The organism is Emcibacteraceae bacterium (assembly GCA_041396985.1).
GTDB lineage: Bacteria > Pseudomonadota > Alphaproteobacteria > Sphingomonadales > Emcibacteraceae > Pseudemcibacter.
Window position 1 is genome coordinate 108,360 of sequence record JAWKXO010000005.1, and the last position, 26,034, is coordinate 134,393.

Sequence of the window (26,034 nt, forward strand, 5' to 3'; positions counted from 1 at the left end):
GCACGGTAATGCTTAATATATCAATAACTTATGCTATTTGCCGCTGCGACGGGCAGATGATTTTCCTTTTGGTGAAAATCGGTTAAAACCGCCGGTTTGTTTTTGCTTGCCTGAAGTCTTGCCTTTTGGCTTTTCCCGCCTTTTGGACGCGGGTTTTTCCCGTCCTTTACTCGCCGGTTTTTCAGTCTTTTTCCCATAAAGTTTTTCGCGTTTTCCTTTTGGTTCATTGCGGTTTTTGGCTTTTGCTTTCGCTGGTTTTATTTTTGTCGATTTTCCATGCAGTTTTTTAAGAACCGGATCGTCACCAAATTCTGCGGCACCAAGCTGATAGCTGTCCTGAAGCGGGTCGTAAGCTTTTTTCGCTTTTACCGGTTTTTCGCTTTTTTCCCTTACCGGTCTTTGCTGATCAGCCTTATAGGGTTTTGCTTTTTTCTTTTCCGGTTTTGCGGCCGAGTCCCGCCCCGGACGACGGCTCACTGTTTTTGAGCTTCTTGCCTTATTTCTTTTACCCTTTTTAAAATCACCGACATCAGCAATATCAAAATGAAATCTTTGTTCTTCATCAATTTCAATTGGCAGTTTGATCAGCTTTTCAATTTCCCGCAGCAGGCGGACATCACTTGGATCACAAAAAGAAATGGCAAGACCGCGTACGCCTGCGCGTCCTGTACGCCCGACACGGTGAATATAATTTTCCGCTTCAATCGGCAGTTCGTAATTGATGACATGACTGATCCCTTCCACATCAATGCCGCGGGCAGCAACATCGGTGGCGACCAATACTTTGGTGCGGCCTTTACGGTAATTCAGCAGGATTTTTTCCCGTGTGCGCTGTTTTTTATCGCCGTGGATAGCGTCAATTCGCATATCCGTTCCTTCAAATGCGGCTTTAAGGTCGTCACATAGTTTGTCTGCCCCGAGTTTCGTCCGGGCAAAAACGAGTGCTTTATCAATTGTCTCGTCCTGTAACAAAGAAATAAGAAGCGCCAGTTTATCCTTGCGGCGCACATTCATTAAGCGGTGTGTTATGGTATCGGCAACAACCGTTTTTCTCTCCTGCTCAACATATTCCGGATTTTTGAGAAGTTCAGCAGAAAGCTTTCTGACTTTATCATTCATGGTGGCGGAAAACATGACTGTCTGATGATCTTCAGGCAGGTTTTTCCGCACTTCAATCACATCATCAATAAAGCCCATATCCAGCATTCTGTCCGCTTCATCAAGAATGAATGTCCGGCATTCGTCCAGTTTGACATTCCCGCTTCCCATATGGTCAATCAACCGGCCGGGTGTGGAAATAAGAATATCAACCCCGTACTTAAGTTTGCGGATCTGTGGCTGGTAACTTTGCCCGCCTGCCACAACCAGATTTTTAATCGGTGTGCCCCGGCTCATGATTTCAATGAATTTGCCGATCTGCATGACCAGCTCCCGGGTCGGTGCCAGGATCAGGACTTTCGGTTTATGGCTTTCCGGTTTCTGATAATCATCGATCAGTTTATTGATGACGGGCAATGAAAAAGCCGCGGTTTTGCCGCTACCGGTCTGGGCAATGCCCATCAGGTCAGACCCGCCCATTACATAGGGAATGGCAAGATCCTGAATGGGGGTTGGTGTTGTAAAGCTCTCTTTTTTAATCGATTTGATAATGGCTTTATCAAAGCCGAATTTGTCAAAATCAAAAATAGGCGCATCCACGCCCTGCGCATTTTCCAGCGTCATAATATGTCCTTCGCGGGTTTACCCGATTTTTCGGGTATATATATTTTCCGCGAATGCACTTGGCCTTATATAAAAGGATACACGTGATCGTTACTTGTCACGGCTGCCTGGCGGAATTGAATTATTAAATAATCCTGTAACGGCCCGGTAATGCGCTTTTTAACATCATAAGTCAAGCAATATACTTTAACAAACCGATCAGGCATGATAAAAAATCATTATGACTGAAGAATGAGGCAGGAAATGCGAAATTTTGAACTGGAAGTCTTTTTCTCCAAATGGGAATTTAAAGCCAAATATCATCTGACAGCGTCTGATGTGGAAAGCATGACGATGAAGGACCTGCTATCCATGGCAAGCCCGGAAGACCGTGATGCTTTTGAAAACCTGTGGCTTGGCTATACTGAAACCTATGGCCTGCCAGCATTAAGACGTGAAATTGCAAGGACTTATGACCACATGCAGGATCAGAATATTCTCTGTTTTGCGGGTGCAGAGGAAGGCATTTATGCCGCCATGAGAAGCATGCTGGACAGGGACGATCATGCCATTGTAATCGTTCCCAATTATCAGGCAGCAGAAACGGTCCCCATCAGCATTTGTGATGTAACGGGTATCCGGCTTGATGCGGACAATGACTGGGATTTGGATATTGACGCGGTTGTCGGCGCCCTAAGACCCAATACCAAGCTGATATCGATTAATTTTCCCAATAATCCAACCGGAAAAATCATTTCCCGGGAAAAGCTTGAAAGCCTGGTCAATATGGCCCGCGAGTTTGATGTTTATATATTCAGTGATGAGGTTTACCGGGGCATTGAGCTTGAAGCGCATAAAAGACTGCCGCAGATTGCCGATATATATGAAAAAGGCATTTCCCTGAATGTTATGTCGAAAGCGTATGGCCTTCCCGGGCTTCGTATTGGCTGGCTTGCATCGCAGGATACAGCCATTCTTGCTGAAATTGAGCGCTATAAGCATTATCTGACCATCTGTAACAGCGCACCATCCGAAATTCTTTCACTTATCGCTTTAAAATCGAGCGATAAGTTATTGGAAAAAAACAGAAAACTATTATCGGAAAATCTGGATAAACTGGATAAATTCTTTGGCGAATTTCCCAACCTGTTTGACTGGAAGCGCCCTGATGGCGGTGCCGTCGCCTACCCGCGTTATCTTGGGCCTGATACGGCAAATGACTTTTGCGAAAAACTGCTGGATGAAACAGGTATTTTGCTGCTTCCGCCACGCATTTATAATTCTGAACTGATGTCCACCCCGCAGGATCATTTCCGTATTGGCTTTGGCCGAAGCGGACTGGATAAAATGCTGGATGTTTTTTATCATTACCTGAAAAAAAACCGCGCCTGATAGACGCGGTTTTCAAAATGATTGAGTGAATTATATTATTGTCTGACGCCTTCGACATATAAATTCAGGATGATGTCACCATAGTCAAATTCATAGTTAAAGTCTTTTGACTGCAATGTTGTTGTGGCTTCAAACCCATGGCGGAAACCACCCCATGGATCATCGCCGCCGCCCACATGTTTGGCCATAAGGTTAACCGGCTTTGTCACGCCGTTTAATGTAAGATTGCCTTTGATAACGCCACTGTCAGCGCCTGTCACTTCAATTGACGTGCTTTCAAAATGGGCCATTGGATTTTTTTCAACATTCAGATAAGCTGCCTCACTGATATGTTTATCACGCATGGCATGATTGGTATTGACGCTTCTGACATCCACGTCAACCACAACTTTTGAGGCGGCAGGATTATTTTCATCAAAGGTGAATTTTCCGCTGAATTTATCAAAGCGTCCGGTAAGCCAGCTATATCCGATATGTTTTACACGGAAATTAATGGAAGCATGCATTCCTTCGGCATCAATAATATAATCAGCGGCGGTTGCCCCCGATATTGTCACCGGTGAAATAAGAAGAAATGTAGCAATAAGCAGTTTTTTCATAGAATTCTTTCCTTTGGTTGAATGTACCCTGATATTTATTTGATTTTGACAAATGGCAGCATACGTGAAAGCGTATTATCTTTGTCAATAAAGTGATGTTTAAGCGCTGCCAGAGCGTGGATGACCGCAAGCAATATGATGAAATAGGCCATATACTGGTGAATATTTCCGATTAGGACCTTGCTTTCATTTACCGTAATGAGGGCCGGCAGCTCAAACCAGTTAAACAGTGCCACCGGGGTATCCCCCGCTGTTGAAATAAGATAGCCGGTCATCAGAATTACGACCATTAAGACATAAAGCGCAATTTTCATCAGCCCGGATGTCAGCTTTTCATAAGGTTTTAAATAGCTGTCATCAGGGTTTCGGTTTTTAAGTCGCCAGATCAGAAAAATCGGCACAACAATAAACAGAAGCAGGCCGACACTTTCATGAATATGAGGGGCTTTCATATACCACTTGCTGTAATAGTCCAGTGTTCGCATCCAGTATCCCAAAGCAAACATGCCGACTATTGTAAGTGCCACCCCCCAATGTAATAATTTTGATAAAGCCCCGTATTTTTTATCTGTATCTTTTAAATTCATCAGCCCAAATTCTGTATCATTAGTGGTTAAATTTAAACCTTAAATTGCCCGAAAACTCAAATCACAAAAATGTGACTTAGTATTATACTTAATATTATACGGGTAAATTCCAAAAACTGATCAAAAAAAAATAAAATTCGGCCATATGAGAAACATAGTTAATAAGTTCACTAAAAATTAACATGTTTAGGATAGGAAAATTATATTGAACCATTTGTAATTTTGTTAATTCCGATAAGGAGGAGTAAAATAGTGATTAGTGCGTTTAAGCCGGCAAGGCTCTTTGATAAGTTGTTAGGGACACATCTTTTCAAAAATGTAAGTATTTCAAAAAAAATAATGGCGTTATCAATTGTGTCGTTGCTCGGCACAATGGGTGTTGGGGTGATTGGATATATGACCTTGCAGGAATTAAAAACAGGACAGGATCGATATTCGATGAGTTCCGATTTAAGCCTAATTGCTGCAGATATAAAATCGTCTTCACTTGATATGATGCAATCGGAAAAAGAATTTTTCCTTCAAAAAGAACCTGCATATGCTGATCTAGCAATAGAAGCAGCGGATAATATGGAAACATATACATATGATGTTGAGGGAAACACCAATAGTGAAGCAGCGGTAAAAGCTGCAAATGCCCTCACGGGTCTTGTTGAGAAATATAAAGAAATCTTTGCTAAGGCAACAGATGCTCTGGAAAAAGTTGGTTACGATGAAGATAGCGGACTTCAAGGAGAAATGCGCGCTGCTGTGCATGATATTGAAGAAGTCCTCACCGAAAAAAATGATGTTAATCTGACAGCCACCTTGCTGTTGGCACGACGTCATGAAAAAGATTTTATCTTGCGGACTGACAGTAAATATATCAGCCGTATGGACGAAACACTTCAACAATTGTCGGAAAAAATCAGTGCTACAAATTTTGCGCCTGAAGTAAAAGAACAATTGCTCGCAAATGTTGACACATATGGCAATGTTTTTAATGCATATGCAGAACAGGCTTCGGCACTGATTGATGTTCGTGCGGAACTAAACGACGTCTATGTGGAAATGATGCCTCATTTTGACGTTCTCTCAGAAGAAGCACAGAGTGAACTGACCACGGCCACCAAACAGCTGGACAGCACCCGTGATTTTGCAACGATATTATTGGAATCGCTTTGTTCGGTTCTTGTAGTGCTTGTCGGTGTCTTCGGTTGGCTAATTCTGAAAAGTATTTCCATTCCGCTTACAACGCTTCGTGAAGCTGTGGGTGTTATTGCAACGGGTGACTATACCCAGGAAGTCCGCGGTAAAACCCGTAAAGACGAACTTGGTCAATTCTCCAATGCGATTGAAGATCTTCGTAAGGCCGCCCTTGAAAGTGAACACCTGGCCGCCGAAAATAAACGTGCCGAAGAAGAGCGGCTTGCCCATGAAGCCAAAGAGCGCGAAGATCAGGCCAGACGTGAACGCGAGGAAGCAGAACGCATCCGTATGGAAGGTGAACAGGCAGAAGCCCGTGCCAAAAGAATTAACGACACGGTTCAGGAATTTGATGCCAAGGTTACTGAAGTTCTTAATGCTCTCGCCTCTTCCGCGACTGAGCTTGAAGCGACAGCAAACCAGATGGTTGTTATTTCTGAAAGCACCAAAACGCGCTCTTCTGAAGTGGCTTCAGCATCTGAACAGACAGCAAGCAATATTCAGACAGTTGCAGCATCAGCAGAAGAGCTAAGCGCATCGGTCGGCGAAATTAATCGTCAGGTTGAAAGTGCTAACGCTATTGCGGAACGTTCCTTACGTGAAGCAAGCCATAGTAGCGAAGCCATTAACAAGCTGGCCACATCAGCAAAACGCATTAACGAGGTTATCGACCTGATTAATGATATTGCCAGCCAGACCAACCTGTTGGCCCTTAACGCGACTATTGAAAGTGCCCGTGCCGGTGAAGCCGGTAAAGGGTTCGCTGTTGTGGCGAATGAGGTTAAGGCTCTTGCCGGTCAGACAGCCAATGCAACTGAGGAAATTGCCAATCATATTTCTGAAATGCAGCGCCTGACGGATGAGACTGTGGCCAGCATTGAAGCAATCCAGGCGGTTATCAATGAATCAAACGATTCAACCACAACAATCGCCAATGCGGTGCTGGAACAATCCCGCGCCACATCAGAAATTTCCGAAAATATTCAGCAGGTCGCTGTTGGTACAGCCGATATTTCAAATAATATCTCGCTTGTGGCCAATGAGGCTGATGAAACCGGAAGTGCAGGACAGGATGTGCTGAAAGCATCATCTGAAATGGGACGGATTTCGGAAACTCTGAAAAAAGATATTGAAGAGTTCTTCCATAAAATCCGCGCTATATAATAATAGCGGAAATACCGGAGATGGAAAGGCGGCAGAATTGCCGCCTTTTTTATTATCAGAGGGATGTTCTGACGTTCCAGAGTTCCGGAAAAAACCGGAGCTCAAGGGCTTTTTTCAGATAATGAACCCCGGCGGTCCCCCCTGTCCCGCGACGATAGCCAATAATCCGCTCGACGGTTTTCATATGGCTGAAACGCCAGGTTTGAAAACGGTGCTCAAGGTCGACAAGCTTTTCGGCCCATTCATAAAGATCCCAGTAATTTTCGCCCTGCGTGTATACCTTTTTCCATGCGGCCTCAACCGCATCGGACGCCTGATAGGGTTCTGTCCAGTCCCGCTTTAAATGACTGTCGGGTATATCAAACCCGCGTCTGGAAAGTAGTTGCAGTGTCAAATCATAAAGGCTTGGGGCTTCAAGTGCACTTTTAACGGCGGCGTAACGGTCGGGATGATCCGCATGGGCTTTAATCATCGCTGCATTTTTATTGCCCAAAGAAAATTCGATAATGCGGTACTGGTAGCTTTGAAATCCTGAGCTTTGACCAAGCCCGTCCCGGAATGACATATAGTCCTTTGGGGTCATCGTCGATAATATATTCCAGGACTGTATAAGCTGTTCCTGTATCCGGGCAATGCGGGAAATCATTTTCATTGCCGGCCCCGTTTCATCAGATTTCAGTTTTTCCATGGCACTGCACAGTTCATGGATACAGAGCTTCATCCACAGTTCCGATGCCTGATGAATGATGATAAACATCATTTCATCATGAGCGCCTGAGCGTAAATTCTGGGCGTTTAGCAGTTGATCCAGTTCCAGATAGTCGCCATAGCTGATATCCTGCTTCCAGTGGATGTCTTTTTCCGAACTGATATCGACGGAGGTTTTTATACTATCATCTGCCATTTTACTTCCTGCCCGGTTTGCGTTGCCTATAATTTATCTTACATGTAATATTATTGACAGTACAATCCAATTTAGTAAAAAATTTTAATTAGCTATGTTAATAAATCGGGCATTGATATAAAAATAGTCAATTGTTATCTTATAACCATGATTTTTATAATTTCACGGCTCTGGGCGAATATGCAAACGCGGATTAGACATATATGAAATATATTGTGCTTGTGTTTTCTTATATTTTAGTCTTTCTGACTGTCGGTTTATTCCCGGTTGCCGCACAGCAAAATAGTCCACTGATGGTTACGAACGGGGTTTCGTGGGACCTTGCAAAATACAGAAAAGCAAATCTTTCTGACATCAATTATAAAATTAATCTCAATATTCCCGCAAGTCCCAGTGTCCCGATAAAGGGAACGTCTGAAATTTCATTTACCCTGAAAGATGCCTCACAAAATCTGCAGATTGATTTCAAGGAAAAAACCGCAAATATTCTTGCCATCCGAGTGAATGGCAAAAGACATAAAATATATCATCAAAAGGAACATATCATCATTGACCGGAAAAGCCTAAAGCCGGGGAAAAATGAGGTAAAGATCACCTATATTGCTGGCGATGGGGCTTTAAACAGATCGCCAAATTTTCTCTATACGCTTTTTGTCCCGGACAGGATGAGAACCAGCCTTCCAGCTTTTGACCAGCCAAACCTGAAGGCGACGTTTGAACTAACCCTGACAGTTCCGGAAAACTGGGAAAGTCTGTCTAGCGCAGCCGTTAAAAAAACAACTCGGCGTAATTCCAGAAATAAAATCACTTTTGAAAAATCCGACAAAATGAGCACCTATTTATTTTCCTTCGTCGCGGGACGCTTTAAAAAAGTTGTGCGAAATGTTGACGGCATGGAAATGACCATGCTTCACCGCGAACCGGAACAGGAAAAGGTCGATCGTAATCAGGACGAAATATTTCGGCTTCATAAAGCAGCCATTGATTATATGGAAGACTATACAGGCATAAAATATCCGTTTAAAAAATTTGCCTTTGTGCTGATCCCGAGTTTTCAATTTGGCGGCATGGAACATGTGGGGGCGATCCAGTATAAGGATACAACTATTATGCTGGATAAAAACCCTTCAGAAACCGATCTTTTGGCACGCGCGGCACTCATTGGTCATGAAACATCGCATATGTGGTTTGGCGATCTGGTCACCATGGACTGGTTCAATGATGTCTGGACCAAGGAAGTCTTCGCCAACTTTATGTCGGCCAAAATCGTCAATCCCAACTTTCCGGATATCAATCATCAGTTACAGGCACATTTGCGGCTCCATCCGGGGGCCTATGCCGTTGACCGCTCGAAAGGGCCAAACCCGATAAGACAGGAACTTGGCAACCTGAATGAAGCGGGAAGTATGTACGGAGCCATTATCTATAACAAGGCGCCTATAATGATGCGCCAGCTTGAAGCGCTGATCGGTGAAGAAATTTTCCGTGACGGTATAAGGGAATATCTTGCCAGATATGCCTATGCGAATGCCACCTGGCCCGACCTGATTGAGATACTTGATAAGCGCTCCCCAATGGATTTAAAAGCCTGGAGCGAGGTTTGGGTCAATACGGCAGGACGCCCCATATTTAACATTGCCAAACGTGAAGGTCAGGGCCTGTTCCTAAGCCAGAGCGACCCGGATCATTTAAACCGCAACTGGCCACAGAGTTTTGCCGTTAAAAAAGGGTCTATTCCCTATGAAATAACCTATTCGGATAAGCCAATAAACCTGGATGCACTTGGTAATAGCGAAGAGGATACCATCCTTGCCAATGCGGATGGCATGGGATATGGCCTATTCCCGATCACAAAAGATTTCATAAAACTAAACTGGGACAGCCTGTCCGATCTGGAACGGGCGGCTTCATTTGTCAATCTTTATGAACAGCTGATGGAAGGAAACGGTGTCATCAGCCCGACTGAATATGTCGACCTGCTTGAATGGGTCATCCCGAAAGAAAATAACCCACTGATTATCAATCATATGCAACGCCAGCTTTCAACAATCTTCTGGTCGCTATTGGACAAGGCAGAGCGGGAAAATGCGGCGCCCGCCCTTGAAAATAGCCTGTGGCAGGAAGTTAACGACACTCGCCATGATCCGGGAGTAAGACGCATTTATTTCAGGAATTTTGCCAATATTGCCATTACAGGGGACGGTATTGAAAAGGTCAGGGCCGTTTGGGATAAAAGCCAGCCACTGGACGATCTTAACCTCGCCACGCGGGATTATACGAATTTGGCTGCTTCTCTGGCCATCAGGCTTCCTGATCAGGCACTGGACATTATCGCCACTCAGAAAACCCGTATTAACGGTCCCGATAATCAGGCAAGATTTGAATTTCTGCAATATGCCCTTTCCCCGGACCAGTCGATCAGGGATAAATTTTTTGATGCCCTGACTTTTCAGGAAAACAGAAGCAAGGAACCATGGGTACTCACGGCGCTCTCCTATCTACATCATCCATTACGAAACGGGGTAAGTGAAAAATATCTTAAAAAAAGTCTTGAGCTATTGGAGGAAATACAGGCAACCGGCGATATATTCTTCCCCGGGCGCTGGGTTGCCGTATCATTTGAAGATTATCATAGTGACAGTGCGGTCAAAACGGTTCGGGATTTTATTGACCAGCATCCGGATTATAATTATCAGCTTAAGTTTAAAATTCTTCAGGGTGCCGATCAGATGTTCCGTGCCAATAAAATAATAAAAAATCAGCATGCCAAGGAAAACCCATGACGGAAATTTTGAAAAACCCGCTTCACCGTTTCAGAATGATTGCCTTGTTAGAAGGAGTATCCTTTTTGCTTATTTTTGGTGTTTCCCTGCCGCTTAAATATATGCTTGGTATCAGAACCCTGCCCTATATCATTGGTATGAGCCATGGGGTTTTATTCCTTCTTTATATTATCCTTGCCATTGGCTTGATCAGTGCAAAACATGTGAATGCCGGTCAGTTCGGCCGCATTCTTATCGCGTCCATCATCCCGTTCGGGACATTTTTCAATGACCGGATGCTTAAGCAAAAAGAAAAGGAATGGAAATTACGCGCGCCCGTAAAATCCTGAAGATTGTGAACATAAGTTTATCGTAAAAAATTGCTCTTTTAACGTAAAGCCCTTGCCGAAATTAAAATTAACCTTATATTTTCATATAAGCAAAATATGAAATGAACGGGTATTATGATGGATAAGAATGTAATTGAAGCGGATTTCACCGGGCAGGAAATCCCCGTCCTCGGCAGTCAGAATGAAGAACTGGAATGGATTGAAGCGGGCATAAAACTTCTAAGAGACCACGGCCCCCATCTGATTACCATCAATGACCTTTGCGCAAAACTGGAAAAGCCGGAAACGGAATTTAACCGTATCTTCAAGACGAAAGAAAATTACCTGTTTGCGATCCTCGATCACTGGTACGAGAAAGAAACCCTCAGTTATATTGATATGATGGATGAAATTGGCGGCAGCGCCGAAAATATTATCATGACCATGGTTGAAGTCATTCACCATGCCGACAAACAGGACGAAATAGCCATCCGCAACTGGGCCCTTAAATGCCCCAACGCCCACGCCGCACTGGCAAAAGTGGACCGTACCCGCCTTGATGTGGCAAGTGGACTTTTTAAAGAAATGGGATTCTCTGAAAGCGAGAGCAAACTTCGGGCTAAAATTATGTATACCTCATCAATTGGCACTCATTACACATCGATCTCAGAATCGCTTGAACATAAAAAGGCCATGTGCGAATTGCTGCTCAAAATGGATTAAGGTTTCTATTTCAGGAATTCTGACTGAAAATCCGCATAATTCATTTCTTCAATGACATGCTGATTACCGTTGTTCAGGCGGCGGCGCATGATGGTAAAGGGCAGCGCCGAATTGGCAATGCGGCTGACGATCATCATCCACTGACCGCGCTTTACTACGCCCGTATCCTCATCAACGATCCTTTCCCCGCCATCATAGGAAATCAGCGGGAAAATCTGTTGCCGCAACCGGGTTGCCAGAAATTCAAAGCCGGACACATCCATCCGCGTTGATTTGGCGTCATCACAATTGATAAAATCAAGCGCATCACGCCCATTTGCGCCGAACTTTGGATTTTTTCGGGCAAAAAGGAAATAGTCATAATTCCCGTCCATTAATACATCAGTGTTGGAAGCAAAAACCCTGAAATTCTGATCGCCGCCTTTCCAGGACTTCGTGACCGCAATATCAAGAACATAACCGCAGATCAGGTCTTCCCCATCATAATCATAATGGATCGCTTCACGGCCAATGATTTTCCCCTGAACCACTTTTGCCGATGTATTGATAAACCGGACATAGGTATTATCGGCATTTTGCGCCGAAACCTGGATAGCCATTAATCCAGAAAACAATAATAAAATATTTAATTTTAATAAGTTATGCATTTATCTTAATTTATTACTTTAAGTTTTAATCATTTCCTGTTCCGCTATCAGCACCGTTGCCATACCCAGCGCAACCTCATTATAATGATCTTCCATATCCCGATCATTCTTTATAACGTCAAAAAAATATTTTTGCTGCTCTAAAATGGCCTGATCATAGATAGTATCGGCAAAAGAAAAGCTCTCATCATTAACCTGAACCGTGTTTTCCGGGGTAATCCGCACCATACCACCCGGCCCTGTCGCCTGTTTAATATTAGGCCGGTTTGGCGATATTTCCGGCCCCAGACCGCTTTCAAGGTTAAGAACTGATCCATCAGAATAACTGATTTTCAGGCTGATATCATTGATTGCCGGGCTTTCCGCATTGGTTTTGGTTCCGCGGGCACGGATATTGGCCACTTCCCCACCCATCAACCGGATCATCAGATCCGCATAATGTATGCCGACATCGACAATCGGTGACAAGCCGGCGGAAAGAATATTTTTATGATGCTGCCAGTCATCCCCTGTGCTGTGCTGATGGCTGGTCATGGTAACATTGATCGGTGTGCCGATTTTAGCCACACAGTCACAGAATTTCTGCCACAGCGCATGATGACGCAGGATCAGCCCCACATAAAGCTTGCGGTTATATTTGCGGGCGGCGACAATCGTCCGTCCCGCATCATGGATCGTGGTGGAAAGCGGTTTTTCAACAAATACATGGGCCCCCGCCTCCATCGCTTTGATGGCATAAGGCGCATGGGTATCGGTAAAGCTGCTGATGATCACAACGTCGGGGTTGCTGCCCTCCAACGCGCTGTCAAAATCATTATAAAGCGGTACATCCGGAAAATAGTCTTTCACCGGCTGCCATTTTCGAAAATCACGGGCGACAAGCCCGACAATTTTTGTATCCGGCAGGGCCGCACATGCCTTTGCATGTGCAAACCCCATTAAACCAACACCGACAACCAGAACTCTATACATAAACCCGGCTATTAATCCCTAATTTGCGGCGAAGCAGTAAAAATAACCGTTACCGCCGGTGGCGATCAGGTTCGGCTGACTGCAGCCGCGTGACGGATGGGCAAAATTCCATGAAGTCGGGTTTGCCCCGCCGCCCTGCCGGTCATGATGACCAACATTGGCACTGCCCTCTTCCCCGCTTGATGTCCAGTTCATGCAGGTGCTTGGCCCCGCTGTGCCGTCAAGCATTGAGCCGGTCAAAATATCATGCATGTTGGGGTTGTCGCCACGACCATTGACCATCATGCCGCCTTCGGTCAGCGAATTTTCCTTGGACAGCTTGTTGTTATCTGAATGAAGGTCATCGACATCGCGGGCCACCATAACCCCCTTGGCATTATACCAGGGTCCGGCTCCGATCCGGTCACGGGCATTAACGCCGTCCGGCCCGATGGTGGACAAATAAGCCCGCCAGTTTTTATCGCCCTGTCCTGCTGCGGTTGCCAGTGATTTACAAATCGCATCGGCCCCGGCAAGCCCGCCAAGATCAGCCCCCTTGCCACTACCTTTGCTGGTGATAAAAAAACTTAAACTTGTGTCCTGCGCCATCGCCAAGCCGCCGACAAGGGACACCCCGATAATCAGCGCAAACCCAAGCACCTTTGATTTAGTAGATTGTTTCATAATACTCTCCCGATTATAATTGTGGCGGGATCATAGCATTAATTATGCGCCAAGTCATGGAAGAAGCGAATGAGCGGTCTTTAAAGCGTCAATAAGTGAAAAACCGGACTGATTTCAATTCATCCAGAAAGGGCCCACAGTCAGCCAACGACTTTCCACATTTTTCCTGGATACCCGTGCCGTCAAAGTCAAACTGTCCCTGATCTTCCGGAAGATAAAAACTATATAGAGAAGTCGCATCGGTAAAAAAGCGCGCAGATAATTGACCATCGGGATAAAGGGCTTTAACTTCCTTTAAAGTCATGCCAACCCGCGCGCCTTCTTTTGTTGTGTAACCGGTTAAGGATGTTGATAACCCATCAACAATGTCATTATCATCAACCTGTATTTCAACCTTCCCACACTGTTCAATATTTATATAAAAGGTAAGATAGTAGTTACCCTCTACCATGGTGCGCTTAACAGTCACATCGGCACCATCATATAATAGCTCGCGAATGTTATGCCCGACCTCCATTCCGCAGATATAACCTTTTTCAAGCTGAACTGGCGCATAAACTTCCTCTTTCTTGTCCTCTGTACATTGCCCAGCAAACAGTGCTTTTCCAATTGGGCGCAGGATTGAAGCATTAAGTTCTCCATATAATTCCTTGTAGGGCGCCGCCCCATCGGCCACTGTTCCTCCTTCAATATCGGCAACTTTGGTTATCATCTGCAAACCGTCTTCACAGCTAAAAACAAATCTATTCGCAAGTTTTTCTGTTATATTTTTATCATCATATATCCGGTAGCCATCAATATAATAAAATAAATGCTTCACATTCGTGTTAAACCAGTCAATGGGTTTTGTATCAGTTATCTGAAATCTGAAATCACCGTATGTATAAGACCTGTTTTCTGTCAGATGATCGGGATTTTTGGGAAAGGCAAAATCAAACAATCCTGATAATGAAATACACATTATGAAGTCATTTGGATCGCAAAGTTCTCCACCACCGATAGCATCCGGTGAAATTCGGTAACTTGCCTTTGTTCCCTCAACAGAAATTATATATCCACTGGAAAATGAACTCCCAATATCCATATAATTATAGTTTTCCCTTTCGGCGGCAATAGCATATGAGGCAGGTAAAATTCCATTACCAAGAAATAATGTAATAAAACCAATTTTATATATTTTGGAAAAAATCATTTTTCATTCTGTTCTTTATAGGTAACAAATTTAATCGATTTTAAATCATCAAGAAATGCCAGACACTTATCCATACTGTATCCACATTTTTCCATTATGGCTGTGGCATCAAATTCAAAGAACCCCAATTGATCAATCTTATAATAATATCCATAGTCCGGACCCTCGTAATAAGCTTCCGGAAGAAAAAGTTTTCCCGCCGGGTAAAGTTCTTTAAGCCTTGAAAACGGATCACCAACTCTTGCCCCTTCCTGTGTCGTAAATTTACCTTGACCAATTGAAATTCGGCTAATAAATCCAGCATCATTTGTTGTTGCACTGACATCACCACAATCCTGAATATGGAAAATATATTTAAGGCTATAGCTTTCTTCCCCCATAACGCGCTCGACTGTGGCCTCCGCGCCATCAAAAAGCTGATCTTTAATATTTTCACCAGCCTGAATACCGCAAATATAACCGGATTCAAGCTGAACTGGCGCAAAGGGGCTTTCTTCGGCAAATGCAGGGAAAAAGCCAAAAAGGAAAATTAAAGAATATAATGAATGCTTCAAAACCATTTCACCAGCTGCATTTTTCATCAAGCCAGTGTTTATCCGTTTCAGGTCTGGAACTAAGTCTTAGAATAGATAATTTGCGCGAATCTGCATCACGATTTATCCATATTTCACCTGCTGTTGTTCCTGTCCCCATATATGGATGGGCAAAAATTTTATTTAATTGCATGCATTGAATAATTTTGACCGTGGTTGGCAACATGATCTTGTCATATAATTCTATAAAATCATGTTTATTTTTGATCTCCATCGAATTAGATGTAGCTCTGTTATCTGGTGGGTTTTCAACCATTCCGTCCAGCAAAGTTATGGTCGGAAAATGTATCAGATCAGCCAGGGCTTCTCTATTATTCGTTCTGGTGGCTTCCTTCACTTTCTTAAAAAAATTATTGAGCTCTGTCGGGGTGATATAATTATTACAGGAAATCCGTCTGCCATCTTCATCAAAATCATTTTCAATATCGAATAATTTTTCTGTCTCGGTTGGGTTGATTTCTGCCCATTCTCTTGGCAGGCAGCCAAGATCAAGTGATTTTACGATCTTGTCATCCTGAGACTTCATCTGTTCCTGGGCATAGCCCGGAAATACAATAAACCCCCAAATCAGTAATAATGATAATTGTCTCATATTAATAATCCTTGTATTTTCCAAAATAATAATTTGTTCGATCTACGCTTCTTGTAACGAGACCAGGTCGTCTGACACCATTACTATCTTTTGAATAATAGAGGTTCCGCCCAATAGCATCATAATCGCGGGCTTTTATGGCAGCATTAAGGTCTGGACTTTTATTTGTCCCAAGACCAAGATTACCCGGACCAACGTTATACATGGCATCCACTATTGTCTCAAATTCATTTCTGTACATAGGCAATCCACCGAGCAGTTTTAAGGCATATTGTCTTGCCTTCTCTTTATCTATTTTAAAATGCTCTTCCCCTTTTGCACGAGTAATTGAATCTCCTTCCTTATATTCATTATTAACAACTTTGTGGCCGTAGCCAATAGTAGCGTTTTTAGCGGTATCAGGATAAAAAGTTGGTATAAAACCTTCATGTTTTTTTATGAAACGATCAAGATGATCACTTAATTCAAACCGGGAGGGGTCAATCCGGGGTCGACCTTGCATTAACTTATTCTCCGCTCTTATAAGTAAGTTATTATCAATTGATGAATTCATTAAACTACTATCATTAGTAGCATTGATGTTATCATTATTCAACCCTGTATTTTGGGTATTTAAGGATTGTCTATAATCGGGTAACTGCCGCATATATCCGGCCAATTCGGTCGAATGCTGGTGATCAGGTGGCAGTCTTAACCCTAGTCTAGCAAACCGCTGTTCTTTTCCTTTTTGTTTATCATATTCAACCTTATAAATATCGCGGTTGATATCCTGCCCCCAAGGGTAGTCTGGTGAATCCCAAACCTCAGGCGTTGTATTATTTTCAGTATAGTTTGTCATGGGTAATTCCTTTTCTGTTTTCGATGGACATAAAAAATCCCCAAGCCGCAAAAACGCCGCCGGGGATAGTGCATGTATGGATGATGGTTAAGTGGGATAATCTGCGGCGCGACCAGGCCGCAAAACGCACACTATGGAAATAGGGTCAGTGCGGGACCCGAAAAAGTCAAGCTTTAAATAAAAAGCACCGCCCTTCGTAAAAGGCGGTGCAGATAGGGTTAAAATGACAGGTTATTTATCGCGGTAGGCCGCTTCAACCCTGTCAAATTCGGCGCTGAGCTCGGCCAGGCGTTCAATGCTGTCCCTGCCCGGCACCTGATCGGCATTGTTATTGATATCATAAAGATAGCTGATCATGTCGCTTAGCCCAGCTTTTGGGTAAATGACATTCGGGGTGGCAAGAACACGTATGGCCGCATGAACTCGGTCAAAATTGGCGTTGGCCTCTGCCCCGCGTTGATCCGCGCTTTGCCCGCGATACTGGCGGTGCAGGGCGCCATGTTCCGCTTTTGCCTCTTCCTCAAGCTTGCGGGACCGGCTCAGCAGGTCGGAAATATGCCGCTGAAGTTCGGTCTGCGCCGTAATGTCGGTAACATTAACGCCAAGATCGGTCACCCGCGGATCCACCATCAGATCAAAGCTGACGGTTGAGGACTGATCGCCGTCAAGGGTGATACGGGCCTGGAACGTGCCTGGCGTCACCACGGGGCCATCCGTAAAGCGGCGGTTCATTTGCTTCCGCCACGGGCCAAGATAGGTCATATCCCAGCGGAAGCGGTTAAGCCCACCGTCCATTTCCAGCTTATTTGTGTGGATATAAAGCGGGGCATCGGCCCCCTTGTCTTCCTGTTCCCTGCCATCATAGAAATAGGTGGTGACCGGGTCGCCCTGGGCATCAAGGATTTCAAGCTTAATGGTTTTATGATCGCCCGCCGGCACATAATAATCAATGGCGACGGTCGGTTTCGGCAGATCGGGAACCCCGTCTGCATCGCCGTCGGCGACATTGCCGGTTGGCATGCCGAATGGATAGCGGTATCGGTATCTGTCATTGGGATCAAAGACCTGAAGCATGGTACCGGAAGCTTTCGCCGCATCAAAAACCGACTTGACATCATCAAGCACCCAGAACCCCCGCCCCATGGTGGAAACCGCAAGGTCGCCACGGATAAATTTAATATCCGATACCGGGGTTACTGGCAGGTTCTGCTGGAACGGTTCCCAGCTGACGCCGTCATTGGCCGACATAAACATGCCATATTCGGTTCCGGCAATCAGCAGCCCTTCATGGTCGGGGCTTTCGCGCACCACCCTAACCGGGAAATTGGCGGGAATGCCGGTTGTGATCAGTTTCCAGCTGTCCCCGTAATTTTCGGTTTTATAAATATAGGGTTTCCAGTCGCCAAGCTGATACCGCAGCACGGTGATATAGGCCTTACCCGGCTGATGCGGGCTTGGCGCAACACTGTCGACCCGGCCACCGGGCGGCATTCTCGGGGTCACATTTTTCCATGTTGCACCGTCATCGCGGGTTATATGAACCGGGCCGTCATTGGCCCCGACCCAGATTACCCCCTGTTCAAGCGTGCTTTCCTGAATGGAATAAATCACGCTGTAATATTCTTCGCCCGTAATATCGCGGGTGATGGGGGAACCGGAAATCACCTGTTTATCCGGCTCGTTCGCGGTCAGGTCAGGGGAAATCTGTTCCCATGTGATTCCGCCGTCGCGGGTGCGGTGCAGGTACTGTGAGCCGTGATAAACCACATTCGGATCAAACGGCGACACATGAACCGGCGCCACCCGCTGGAAACGGTATTTTAAATCGGCCGGATTATGGCCGTAAATATTGGTCGCCCCCACATAATAGGCGCGCTCGGTGCCGGTGCGTTTATCAAAAACACCAAAGCGGCCCTTGCAATCGGTATAAATGATATTCGCATCACCCGGCTTTGGGACCGCCGGGCCGGTTTCACAGCCGCCCGTGATCTGGATATAGGAATTGGTGTGCTGTGCCCCCCACGGCGCATTGCTCGGCACCGAAATGGTGCTGTTATTGTCCTGCATTCCTGCGTATAGCCAGTAAGGATGCTGATCATCAACCTCGACCTGATAAACCTCGGTTGTTGGCTGGTTAAACTGGCTTGACCATGTTTTGCCGCCGTTGAAGGTGACATTGGCGCCGCCGTCATTGGACTGGATAAACAGATCCGGATTGTTGGGGTTAATCCACATATCATGGTTATCACCGTGCGGTACGGTCATGGTTACCCATGTTTTGCCGCCGTCGACTGATTTTCTAAGCGGATTGGCGTTAGAATAAATAATTTTCTCGTCTGTAGGGTCAATATCCAGATTGGTATAATAGAAAGGCCGGTTCTGAATACCGGTATCATTGGAAATATGTTTCCATGTTTCGCCCTGATCCACTGACCAGTATAACCCGCCGTCCGGGTTTGGCGCTTCAACCAGTGCCGCAACAACGCTTGAATTGGCCGGGGTCACCGCCAGGTCGATTTTCCCGACCAGCCCAGTGGGAAGACCGTTATTAATTTTTTCCCATGTCTCGCCGCCATCGATTGATTTATAGATGCCACCCTCACCCTTGCTCATTTCGCCGCCGGAAACGATGGTCCAGGGCTTCCGGTCCGCTTTCCAGGCGGACGCATATAAAATATTCGGATTGCTCGGGTTCATTTCAACGTCGGTGATGCCGACTGTTTCTGAAATAAAGAGCACTTTTTTCCAGCTTCTCCCGCCATCTGTTGTTTTAAAAAGCCCGCGGTCAGGATTGGGGGCAAAAGCATTCCCGATCGCCGCCACATAAACCGTATCGTTATTTCGCGGGTCAATTTCCACTGCACCGATATGGCCGGTACTCTCAAGGCCCATATGTTTCCATGTTGTGCCGCCGTCAATTGATTTATAAACGCCTTTTCCAGCAATGACGTTTGAGCGAAGCCCGTCTGATCCCGTGCCCACATAAACCACATTGGCGTCATTCTGCGCGACCGCGATATCACCGATGGAGGGCGATGCAAAATAGCCGTCCGACACATTATGCCATGTGGTGCCGTAATCTTCGGTTTTCCATAACCCGCCACCGGACGCGCCAAGATAAAATGTGCCCGTTTCCGCCACCGTTCCGGCAACAGCGGTCACCCGCCCGCCCCGGGTCGGCCCGACATTACGGAATTCATAGCTTTCATATTTGCCGCCGATATTAACCCCTGTCGCAACCGCCACCTGCGGCAGTGCCGCCGGAAGCAGCGTCAGTGCCGCACCAAGCAGCAGTATTTTTCTTATTTTCATGATTTCTTCCCTCGTTTTTTCCCGTATTTTGTAGGGAAAGAGGCTATCACGGAACATTTCACGGGGCAAGGGAAAGAGGTTAAGAATGACAGTGCAAATTTGCTGAAATTAGATTTTATCTATTTCTTCCATATAACTTAAAATTTCGGTATTTAATTCATCAGCATTCTTTTCAGCATCTGAAAAATGTTTTTTCATTGTCGCCAGGTAGTGATCTAATGATTTTAAATAATTTTCATAAATTTTTTCATTATCCGTATATTGTGTTCTGGAAGTTTTGACTTCTTCAATTTCTTTTTTGGTTTTTTCGATTTCCAGATTTGCTATTTTTGAATGATCTCCAAATAGTTGCGCGGCATGTTGCTTAATTCGGATAAGACTCTCAATTTTTTGTATTTTCGTTTGCTTCTCCTGTTCTTTTCTGGATGCTTCTAGCGCTCTTTTTGTTTCATTAAGCTCTTTACGTTGAACTTCAAAAGTATTGTAAACATAAATCAATACGGCAAAGGCAATAAGCGGACTTGTTAACCCGCCAAGATAGCCACTAAATATTTCCCAGTCTTCAGGTTTTCCTGAAAAATCAGCATCATAAAATTTAAATAAAAATGCTGCGATTATTAGAGCAGTTCCAAATCCAGTTACCCACAAAGGCCAAAGAAGCTTTTCTTCTTCGGTTATCTTATCTTCTATTTTTTCACTTGATTTTTTCGCTGCCATATTCGCCCCCATAATTTAAGCAAAACAAAATACTATCACATTTCAAAAATTCACAAAAGGAACAAAGTCTTCAGCCACTTTATCAGTTTGTAAACTCAATGAAATAATAGCTTCTACGTCCAAAAATTAATCCTTTTCGAACATCCACTTTGATCCGTGCACCTGCATCAACCTGATCATAGGGAAACATGTTTAACTCTATTTCCCTTCCATTTTCCAATTTAGCAAAAACAATTTTTCGGCTACCCATTTTACTCTCATGAGAGCGATCACCTGAGAGCGTAGCTTCCACATAACTTTCATGAATAGGAGTATCAAGAAAATAGCTTGCTATTAATAGGGACAGAAACAGCAAAGTTAAAATGGCCCCGATATTTCCCCGAAGAAAATATATAAGTTCATCAAACTTTGTCCATTTCCCCTTCATGGAACACCCCCCCCTTATGCCCCGTCAAATCCGCCGGTATTGAGCATAATGAAATGAAGGGCAAAGTTAAGCATGACAATCAAATAAAGGCCCATCAGCAAAATGCGGTAATATTTGTTTTTGACCGATTGCAGGGTTTTGGGAATGGCAAAAAAGATAAAAAAGATAAGGACATAGCCATCAACAAAAAAGCTCATGAAAAACCGGAATGTGTCCTGCCTGATCGGGCCAATTCCAAGCAGCCCGAATATCTGCGGCACCGCCGTCAGGGTGATGAACAGCAGGAAAAAGGCCAGATAGATCATCATGAATTTTTTAAAGCGTGATTTTTCAAAGCGCGAATTCAGCACATAATGCAAAATTGAAAGACAGAAACAGACATAAGGGACAAGCGCCGCTATATCCTGCTGGAAAATATAGGCGGCAAGTATTGCCAAAAGCACCAGAGGGCCGGACCACCAGAAAACAATATCAAGGCAGAAATAAAAAAACCGCCCACGGAAGGTGCGGGTCTTCGGGTCAATGTCAACTTCGCTTGAGGGCAAGATCCATGGAAAATATAGATAGCGTTTATGAATGAAGGTGGTTTCAAGCGGCATTTCACGGTAAAGGCGAAACCGCATCATCAGATCTTTCAGAAAAAGATGCATATAGACATAATTGAAAAGAATAAAAACCGGGCTGATGATAAAAAACCAGCGGCGGGATATTTCCGCATCGACAATCGGCAGCACCAGGGTTTCGCTCTGCCAGTCGCCGCTATAGGACGCGACCACCACATAAACCGAGCTGAACAGGAGCATAAAGAGCAGTGAGCGCACATGCCGGGACGCTTCGGCAATGGTTGCCAGAAAATAATCCATTTCGCTTTTATTGCTGATTTTATAGCCCATGATATGTCCCTCCACCCACATAATCACTAGCGCGATTGGCGAAATCTGTCAAATGACATAATCGGGACGGGAAATAAACCCGGTACCGGGATATTGCAAAAAATGCTTTTTTTCGCTAAGCTGTTTTAAAGCATACTAAAAACGGAGGGGTTCTAATCATGGATATGCTGTTTGCGGGAATATTGCTGTGGTCCGCCGTTCACTATATTCCAAGTCTGATGCCGGCTTTGAAAGGCACAATGGTCGAAAAACTGGGGAATGGCTATCGCGGTGTCTTTGCGCTGCTGATTGTTGCCAGTATTGTGCTGATGGTGTTTGGCTGGCAAAGGGCCGTTCCTACCCCGATATATGATCCCCTGCCCGATGCAGTGCAGATCACAAGTGTGCTGATGATTATATCCTTTTATCTGCTTGGGGCCGCGCACGGGCCCAGCAATGTAAAACGATATATCCGCCATCCGATGCTGACCGGGGTCATTGTCTGGGGCATTGCCCATCTTATCGCCAATGGCGACAGCCGCAGCCTGCTTTTATTCGGTGGCATGATTATCTGGGCTGTGGTGGAAATACTGGCCATCAACAAACGTGACGGCGCTTACCAAACACCTGGGGCCGTACCGATGAAAAAAGATATTATCAAGATTGTCGCCGCCCTGGTGCTTTATACGGTTATTGTGTTTCTTCATCCATATTTCACCGGGGTTCCGGTGATGGCGAGCTGATATGAGCGATGTAAATGACATACCAAAGGATTTAACCTTCGAACAGGTGGTCGGCGGCATTGAAAAATTCGTCATCACCATTGAGGAAGAAGTGGAAATCCACCATTCCCACCCCGAATGGATGGATTTTGATGAACGCTGCCGCGACGAGGTTAATCTGCTGATCCGCGTCGCCATCATCATGGACATGCTCGAAGGCGCCATTAAGCATTTCAACGTCCCGGAAGATCACGACCTTCATATTCGCATCATTGCCGCACGCGATTATTTCGAAGCCATTGATCAGGTTTGAATACCCCTAAAACGCAAAAAAAGCCCCGCTTTTCAGCGGGGCATCTTTAGCAATTTGATATTTATAATTTCATGCACTGGACATTTTATGCCTTTCCCAGAAAAATATAAAAATTTGTCCATTCTTTGCGAGTTTTATATTTTGTCACGGCTGTTTCCGTAACCTCCCGCCCATCATTATCAAGGTAGGTGATGCTGATGATCAGCGGATGATCATTGTCAAAAAATACGCGCTCAAAATAAAGCGTGTAATAGCCATCCGGATGATAACTTTGGTTTGAATAATCAAGTGTATATTTTCGAAGCGTAAATCCATCTTTTTTTTCATCAACAATTACCCCATCAGGTAAGGTTGTTATCTGGTCATAATCAAGATCGAATAAAACCTCCTGATCAATTGTTGCTGAAATTGATTTTAACTTTGCCGGATCATCAAGAATGATGTGGGTCACAATTGTGTAAGGAGGTTCGGCAACATAATGACGAATTAAATATTTTCGGGTGTCCTCCCAATTACTGTTATAATAATTAAAAAGCTCAATTTTCGGGTTTTCTACCCCATCTTCGAAATATAAGTCATTATGAACCTCAATTTGAAGATCGACAAAAATTTCAAAAAGTAAAAATAGTATAAGGGCAATATATCGTTTTTTCATTGTATTCGTCTTTATTCACCGATTACCAATTTCGGATGAGCGAAAGAAAACCGCTTCCCCATTCATTGCGAAGAGTAATTTTTGTTTTTGCCATTTCGGTTTTTTCATCACCATCATCACCAAAATAGGTAATTTTAATATTTAGCGGATGATCATTATTAATAGTAACCCTGTTTAAATAGAGGGTGTAATAACCACTTTCATGATAGTAATGCCCATATTTAAGAGTATATTCGTGAAAAGTATCTCCCATTAATTCATCTTTTAGGATCACCCCGTCTTGAAGATTGGCTATCTGACTATAATCAAGATCAAATAAAATATCCTGATCAATATTGGCGGAAATTGCCCTTAGCCTATCTGGATCATCAAGGATAACATGGGCCATGATCGAATATGGTGGCTGCTCACTTATTTTTCCAACCAAATAATAAATACGGTCGTATGAATAGCCTTCGTTATAAGCATTAAAAAATTTTATTTTTTTATTTTCTGCCGTATTTTCAAAAGATATATCATGATATTCAACAATACGAAAATCATTATAAAAAATGATCAGCCCGATTAATATAAGAAGGATATAGCGTTTTTTCATTCGTCTCTCCTATAAAGAGTATAAAAAAACGAATAAAATGAATGTCAAGCAGAAATTATAGTAAAATCAAGAAAATGTACTATTTATGTTCCGGTGAAAAAATGCTCGACTCTTTAATGTAAGAGCACTAAAATAAAAAGGCTGAGACACGTTTTGCAGAACTTACGCCTCAGCCTTGTAGAATCATTTGTTCGATAATTCTATGATATTATCCTACAATGTGCAAGAACTAAAGGTAACGCCCCACTTTTAGAAGGAGCTTTTAAATGAAGCAACCATCTAGAAAAATGACGGCTTCCGTTGTTCGTAAGATAAAAATTCTACTTGCATCAGAAAAATATCACCAACATCAGATAGCCGCCATTGTAGAAGTTAATCCCGGCCGAGTATCTGAGACGAAGCACGGCAAATGGGATTGGTTACTTAATATAGAAGATAGACAACAAAGTCTAATATAATATTAAGCAACCGTGAATCGCCCCTGAAAAGGGGCGATTTTACTTTTATATCATGTTAATTAAACTGTATTATTAGCATAATATAAAGATCTATTTTATGGAAGTGGTGGCTTTGATTGGGTTTTGTCAGACATAATGTTTATAATTGTTGATATAATCGCTGATCTTTCCTTTACCGGCTTCGGTGTTCCAGTATTTTTTCCAGTAATCGGCCTGCCCATGCAGTGTGGCGGGGAGAGCCTCCGGCGCGCGGTAATAGTTTAATCTTGCCGCCGCGACGCCGTAAGCCAGGTTCATCGTCAGGTTTTCGGATAGCGTTAAAGTGGGTATCTGGAAAAAATCCAGCTTTGCCCGTAGCTCCGGTCGAAATTTCAGGAAATGATCGTAAAGATCAAAAAGCGTTGCCGGTTCGATCTGAAAATATCGGTATTGGCCGAAGTGGAAAGGCTTGGCACTTTGACCCAGATTTCGCATCTGCGGCTGCCCGAACTGGCATTGGTGACAAATTCCACCACTTCGCAGGCGATCTGCGTTGAGCCGGCGCTGTCGGTGCTGAAGCGAATATCGCCGCCGCCGTTAAGGGCACTGTTGCTGTCGGCGTCGACGATTTCCGCGTCAAGCATATCAAGGGTGATCAATACCGGAAAGTTGCTGTGGGAACCGGACCCGGCCACCTTTGATGATTGAATGGTGATTTTCTGTTTACGGCCCCAGCCGGTTGGAAATGCCATTGGCTCCTCCTCTTATAAATATGAAAGTGAAATGATATGGTGACTGGCCGCACAGAATAGCCCGACAACAAAATTGTGACGGGTAAAAAATTGAACTGATCCTGAAACTATTGTATGCTTTTAGGCAGAAATGACCGGACAGTCTGGAAAGAAAAATCTATGAACGCGACCAGAATAACCATTATAGCCACGATCGCTGTGCTGGCCCTGCTTGTCTATGCCTTATTTCAGATGGATCAGGCCGCGAATGAAAAGGTTGCCCCGCCGCCGGAACGTGTGGTCATCCCTTCTGACGGACTTCAATAACCACCCATTCCTGAAATTTACGCACAGACCCCGAATAGTGATAAATCGTCATAGCGGGTCCCGATAAAGTCAAGAGGAAAATT

Annotated in this window: 28 protein-coding genes; 9 read left to right on the forward strand and 19 right to left on the reverse strand. The window is 44.3% G+C overall.

The genetic code is table 11. The annotated features are described in order from the left end of the window. Positions 1 to 33 precede the first annotated feature (33 nt). Positions 34 to 1,722, reverse strand: coding sequence for a DEAD/DEAH box helicase (locus R3D86_13210; protein ID MEZ5759172.1), 1,689 nt, complete (start codon positions 1,720 to 1,722; stop codon positions 34 to 36). A gap of 243 nt (positions 1,723 to 1,965) precedes the next feature. Here R3D86_13210 and R3D86_13215 point away from each other — a divergent pair, with 243 nt between their 5' ends. Beyond that, positions 1,966 to 3,093 (forward strand): aminotransferase class I/II-fold pyridoxal phosphate-dependent enzyme, encoded by a 1,128-nt coding sequence (locus R3D86_13215; protein ID MEZ5759173.1) that lies wholly within the window; start codon positions 1,966 to 1,968, stop codon positions 3,091 to 3,093. A 35-nt stretch (positions 3,094 to 3,128) separates the two neighbouring features. Here the strand turns inward: R3D86_13215 and R3D86_13220 are convergent, their stop codons facing one another. Both R3D86_13220 and R3D86_13225 read right to left on the reverse strand, forming a co-directional pair. Continuing rightward, entirely contained in the window at positions 3,129 to 3,692 is a 564-nt protein-coding gene (locus R3D86_13220) for a YceI family protein (GenBank protein ID MEZ5759174.1), read from the reverse strand. A 35-nt stretch (positions 3,693 to 3,727) separates the two neighbouring features. Further along, positions 3,728 to 4,279, reverse strand: coding sequence for a cytochrome b (locus R3D86_13225; GenBank protein MEZ5759175.1), 552 nt, complete (start codon positions 4,277 to 4,279; stop codon positions 3,728 to 3,730). A 252-nt stretch (positions 4,280 to 4,531) separates the two neighbouring features. Here R3D86_13225 and R3D86_13230 point away from each other — a divergent pair, with 252 nt between their 5' ends. Continuing rightward, entirely contained in the window at positions 4,532 to 6,628 is a 2,097-nt protein-coding gene (locus R3D86_13230; protein ID MEZ5759176.1) for a methyl-accepting chemotaxis protein, read from the forward strand. 55 nt (positions 6,629 to 6,683) lie between these two features. On the opposite strand, the gene kynA is transcribed toward R3D86_13230, so the two are convergent. Beyond that, entirely contained in the window at positions 6,684 to 7,532 is an 849-nt protein-coding gene (kynA, locus tag R3D86_13235) for a tryptophan 2,3-dioxygenase (protein ID MEZ5759177.1), read from the reverse strand. Between the two features lie 203 nt (positions 7,533 to 7,735). Here kynA and R3D86_13240 point away from each other — a divergent pair, with 203 nt between their 5' ends. The 3 genes from R3D86_13240 to R3D86_13250 all read left to right on the forward strand — a co-directional run bounded on the left by R3D86_13240 (position 7,736) and on the right by R3D86_13250 (position 11,346). Further along, positions 7,736 to 10,315: a M1 family aminopeptidase gene (locus R3D86_13240; protein MEZ5759178.1), complete on the forward strand. Its 2,580-nt coding sequence runs from the start codon at positions 7,736 to 7,738 to the stop codon at positions 10,313 to 10,315. Beyond that, positions 10,312 to 10,644 (forward strand): DUF3817 domain-containing protein, encoded by a 333-nt coding sequence (locus R3D86_13245; protein MEZ5759179.1) that lies wholly within the window; start codon positions 10,312 to 10,314, stop codon positions 10,642 to 10,644. The genes R3D86_13240 and R3D86_13245 overlap by 4 nt, the downstream gene beginning before the upstream one ends. A gap of 114 nt (positions 10,645 to 10,758) precedes the next feature. Beyond that, entirely contained in the window at positions 10,759 to 11,346 is a 588-nt protein-coding gene (locus R3D86_13250; protein ID MEZ5759180.1) for a hypothetical protein, read from the forward strand. 5 nt (positions 11,347 to 11,351) lie between these two features. Here R3D86_13250 and R3D86_13255 read toward each other — a convergent pair whose 3' ends face one another. The 11 genes from R3D86_13255 to R3D86_13305 all read right to left on the reverse strand — a co-directional run bounded on the left by R3D86_13255 (position 11,352) and on the right by R3D86_13305 (position 22,192). Further along, the gene (locus tag R3D86_13255) at positions 11,352 to 11,945 is read right to left on the reverse strand and encodes a hypothetical protein (protein MEZ5759181.1); all 594 of its coding nucleotides are present in this window, start codon (positions 11,943 to 11,945) and stop codon (positions 11,352 to 11,354) included. A gap of 66 nt (positions 11,946 to 12,011) precedes the next feature. Further along, the gene (locus tag R3D86_13260; protein MEZ5759182.1) at positions 12,012 to 12,965 is read right to left on the reverse strand and encodes a Gfo/Idh/MocA family oxidoreductase; all 954 of its coding nucleotides are present in this window, start codon (positions 12,963 to 12,965) and stop codon (positions 12,012 to 12,014) included. A gap of 18 nt (positions 12,966 to 12,983) precedes the next feature. Then, on the reverse strand, positions 12,984 to 13,628 hold the full coding sequence (locus R3D86_13265; protein ID MEZ5759183.1) for a hypothetical protein: 645 nt from the start codon (positions 13,626 to 13,628) through the stop codon (positions 12,984 to 12,986). A gap of 88 nt (positions 13,629 to 13,716) precedes the next feature. Then, entirely contained in the window at positions 13,717 to 14,820 is a 1,104-nt protein-coding gene (locus R3D86_13270; protein MEZ5759184.1) for a hypothetical protein, read from the reverse strand. Next, complete coding sequence (locus R3D86_13275) at positions 14,817 to 15,401, reverse strand: hypothetical protein (protein ID MEZ5759185.1); 585 nt, start codon at positions 15,399 to 15,401, stop codon at positions 14,817 to 14,819. Before R3D86_13275 ends, R3D86_13270 begins: the two co-directional genes overlap by 4 nt. After that, positions 15,382 to 16,005: a hypothetical protein gene (locus R3D86_13280; GenBank protein ID MEZ5759186.1), complete on the reverse strand. Its 624-nt coding sequence runs from the start codon at positions 16,003 to 16,005 to the stop codon at positions 15,382 to 15,384. The genes R3D86_13275 and R3D86_13280 overlap by 20 nt, the downstream gene beginning before the upstream one ends. Position 16,006: 1 nt before the next feature. Continuing rightward, positions 16,007 to 16,843 carry a lysozyme gene (locus R3D86_13285; protein MEZ5759187.1) on the reverse strand — a complete coding sequence of 279 codons (837 nt, stop codon included), beginning with the start codon at positions 16,841 to 16,843 and terminating at the stop codon, positions 16,007 to 16,009. Positions 16,844 to 17,074: 231 nt separating this feature from the next. Beyond that, a complete protein-coding gene (locus R3D86_13290; GenBank protein ID MEZ5759188.1) occupies positions 17,075 to 20,155 on the reverse strand; it encodes a hypothetical protein in 3,081 nt (1,026 codons plus the stop codon). Positions 20,156 to 20,263: 108 nt separating this feature from the next. Continuing rightward, complete coding sequence (locus R3D86_13295; GenBank protein ID MEZ5759189.1) at positions 20,264 to 20,872, reverse strand: hypothetical protein; 609 nt, start codon at positions 20,870 to 20,872, stop codon at positions 20,264 to 20,266. An 82-nt stretch (positions 20,873 to 20,954) separates the two neighbouring features. Beyond that, on the reverse strand, positions 20,955 to 21,299 hold the full coding sequence (locus tag R3D86_13300; GenBank protein MEZ5759190.1) for a hypothetical protein: 345 nt from the start codon (positions 21,297 to 21,299) through the stop codon (positions 20,955 to 20,957). A gap of 14 nt (positions 21,300 to 21,313) precedes the next feature. Next, positions 21,314 to 22,192 carry a hypothetical protein gene (locus R3D86_13305; GenBank protein ID MEZ5759191.1) on the reverse strand — a complete coding sequence of 293 codons (879 nt, stop codon included), beginning with the start codon at positions 22,190 to 22,192 and terminating at the stop codon, positions 21,314 to 21,316. Between the two features lie 158 nt (positions 22,193 to 22,350). Here R3D86_13305 and R3D86_13310 point away from each other — a divergent pair, with 158 nt between their 5' ends. Both R3D86_13310 and R3D86_13315 read left to right on the forward strand, forming a co-directional pair. Continuing rightward, positions 22,351 to 22,914 (forward strand): NnrU family protein, encoded by a 564-nt coding sequence (locus R3D86_13310; GenBank protein ID MEZ5759192.1) that lies wholly within the window; start codon positions 22,351 to 22,353, stop codon positions 22,912 to 22,914. Between the two features lies 1 nt (position 22,915). Next, complete coding sequence (locus R3D86_13315) at positions 22,916 to 23,206, forward strand: hypothetical protein (GenBank protein MEZ5759193.1); 291 nt, start codon at positions 22,916 to 22,918, stop codon at positions 23,204 to 23,206. An 85-nt stretch (positions 23,207 to 23,291) separates the two neighbouring features. Here R3D86_13315 and R3D86_13320 read toward each other — a convergent pair whose 3' ends face one another. Further along, positions 23,292 to 23,861: a hypothetical protein gene (locus R3D86_13320; GenBank protein MEZ5759194.1), complete on the reverse strand. Its 570-nt coding sequence runs from the start codon at positions 23,859 to 23,861 to the stop codon at positions 23,292 to 23,294. A gap of 22 nt (positions 23,862 to 23,883) precedes the next feature. After that, positions 23,884 to 24,456: a hypothetical protein gene (locus R3D86_13325; GenBank protein MEZ5759195.1), complete on the reverse strand. Its 573-nt coding sequence runs from the start codon at positions 24,454 to 24,456 to the stop codon at positions 23,884 to 23,886. Between the two features lie 266 nt (positions 24,457 to 24,722). Between R3D86_13325 and R3D86_13330 the strand changes: the two genes are divergently transcribed. Next, the gene (locus R3D86_13330) at positions 24,723 to 24,914 is read left to right on the forward strand and encodes a hypothetical protein (GenBank protein ID MEZ5759196.1); all 192 of its coding nucleotides are present in this window, start codon (positions 24,723 to 24,725) and stop codon (positions 24,912 to 24,914) included. 126 nt (positions 24,915 to 25,040) lie between these two features. Here the strand turns inward: R3D86_13330 and R3D86_13335 are convergent, their stop codons facing one another. Together R3D86_13335 and R3D86_13340 are read right to left on the reverse strand one after the other, a co-directional pair. Next, positions 25,041 to 25,388, reverse strand: a complete 348-nt coding sequence (locus R3D86_13335) for a hypothetical protein (GenBank protein MEZ5759197.1) — start codon at positions 25,386 to 25,388, stop codon at positions 25,041 to 25,043. Further along, entirely contained in the window at positions 25,286 to 25,645 is a 360-nt protein-coding gene (locus R3D86_13340; GenBank protein ID MEZ5759198.1) for a hypothetical protein, read from the reverse strand. Before R3D86_13340 ends, R3D86_13335 begins: the two co-directional genes overlap by 103 nt. A 159-nt stretch (positions 25,646 to 25,804) precedes the next feature. On the opposite strand from R3D86_13340, the gene R3D86_13345 reads away from it, so the two are divergent. After that, positions 25,805 to 25,951, forward strand: a complete 147-nt coding sequence (locus tag R3D86_13345; GenBank protein MEZ5759199.1) for a hypothetical protein — start codon at positions 25,805 to 25,807, stop codon at positions 25,949 to 25,951. Positions 25,952 to 26,034 lie beyond the last annotated feature (83 nt).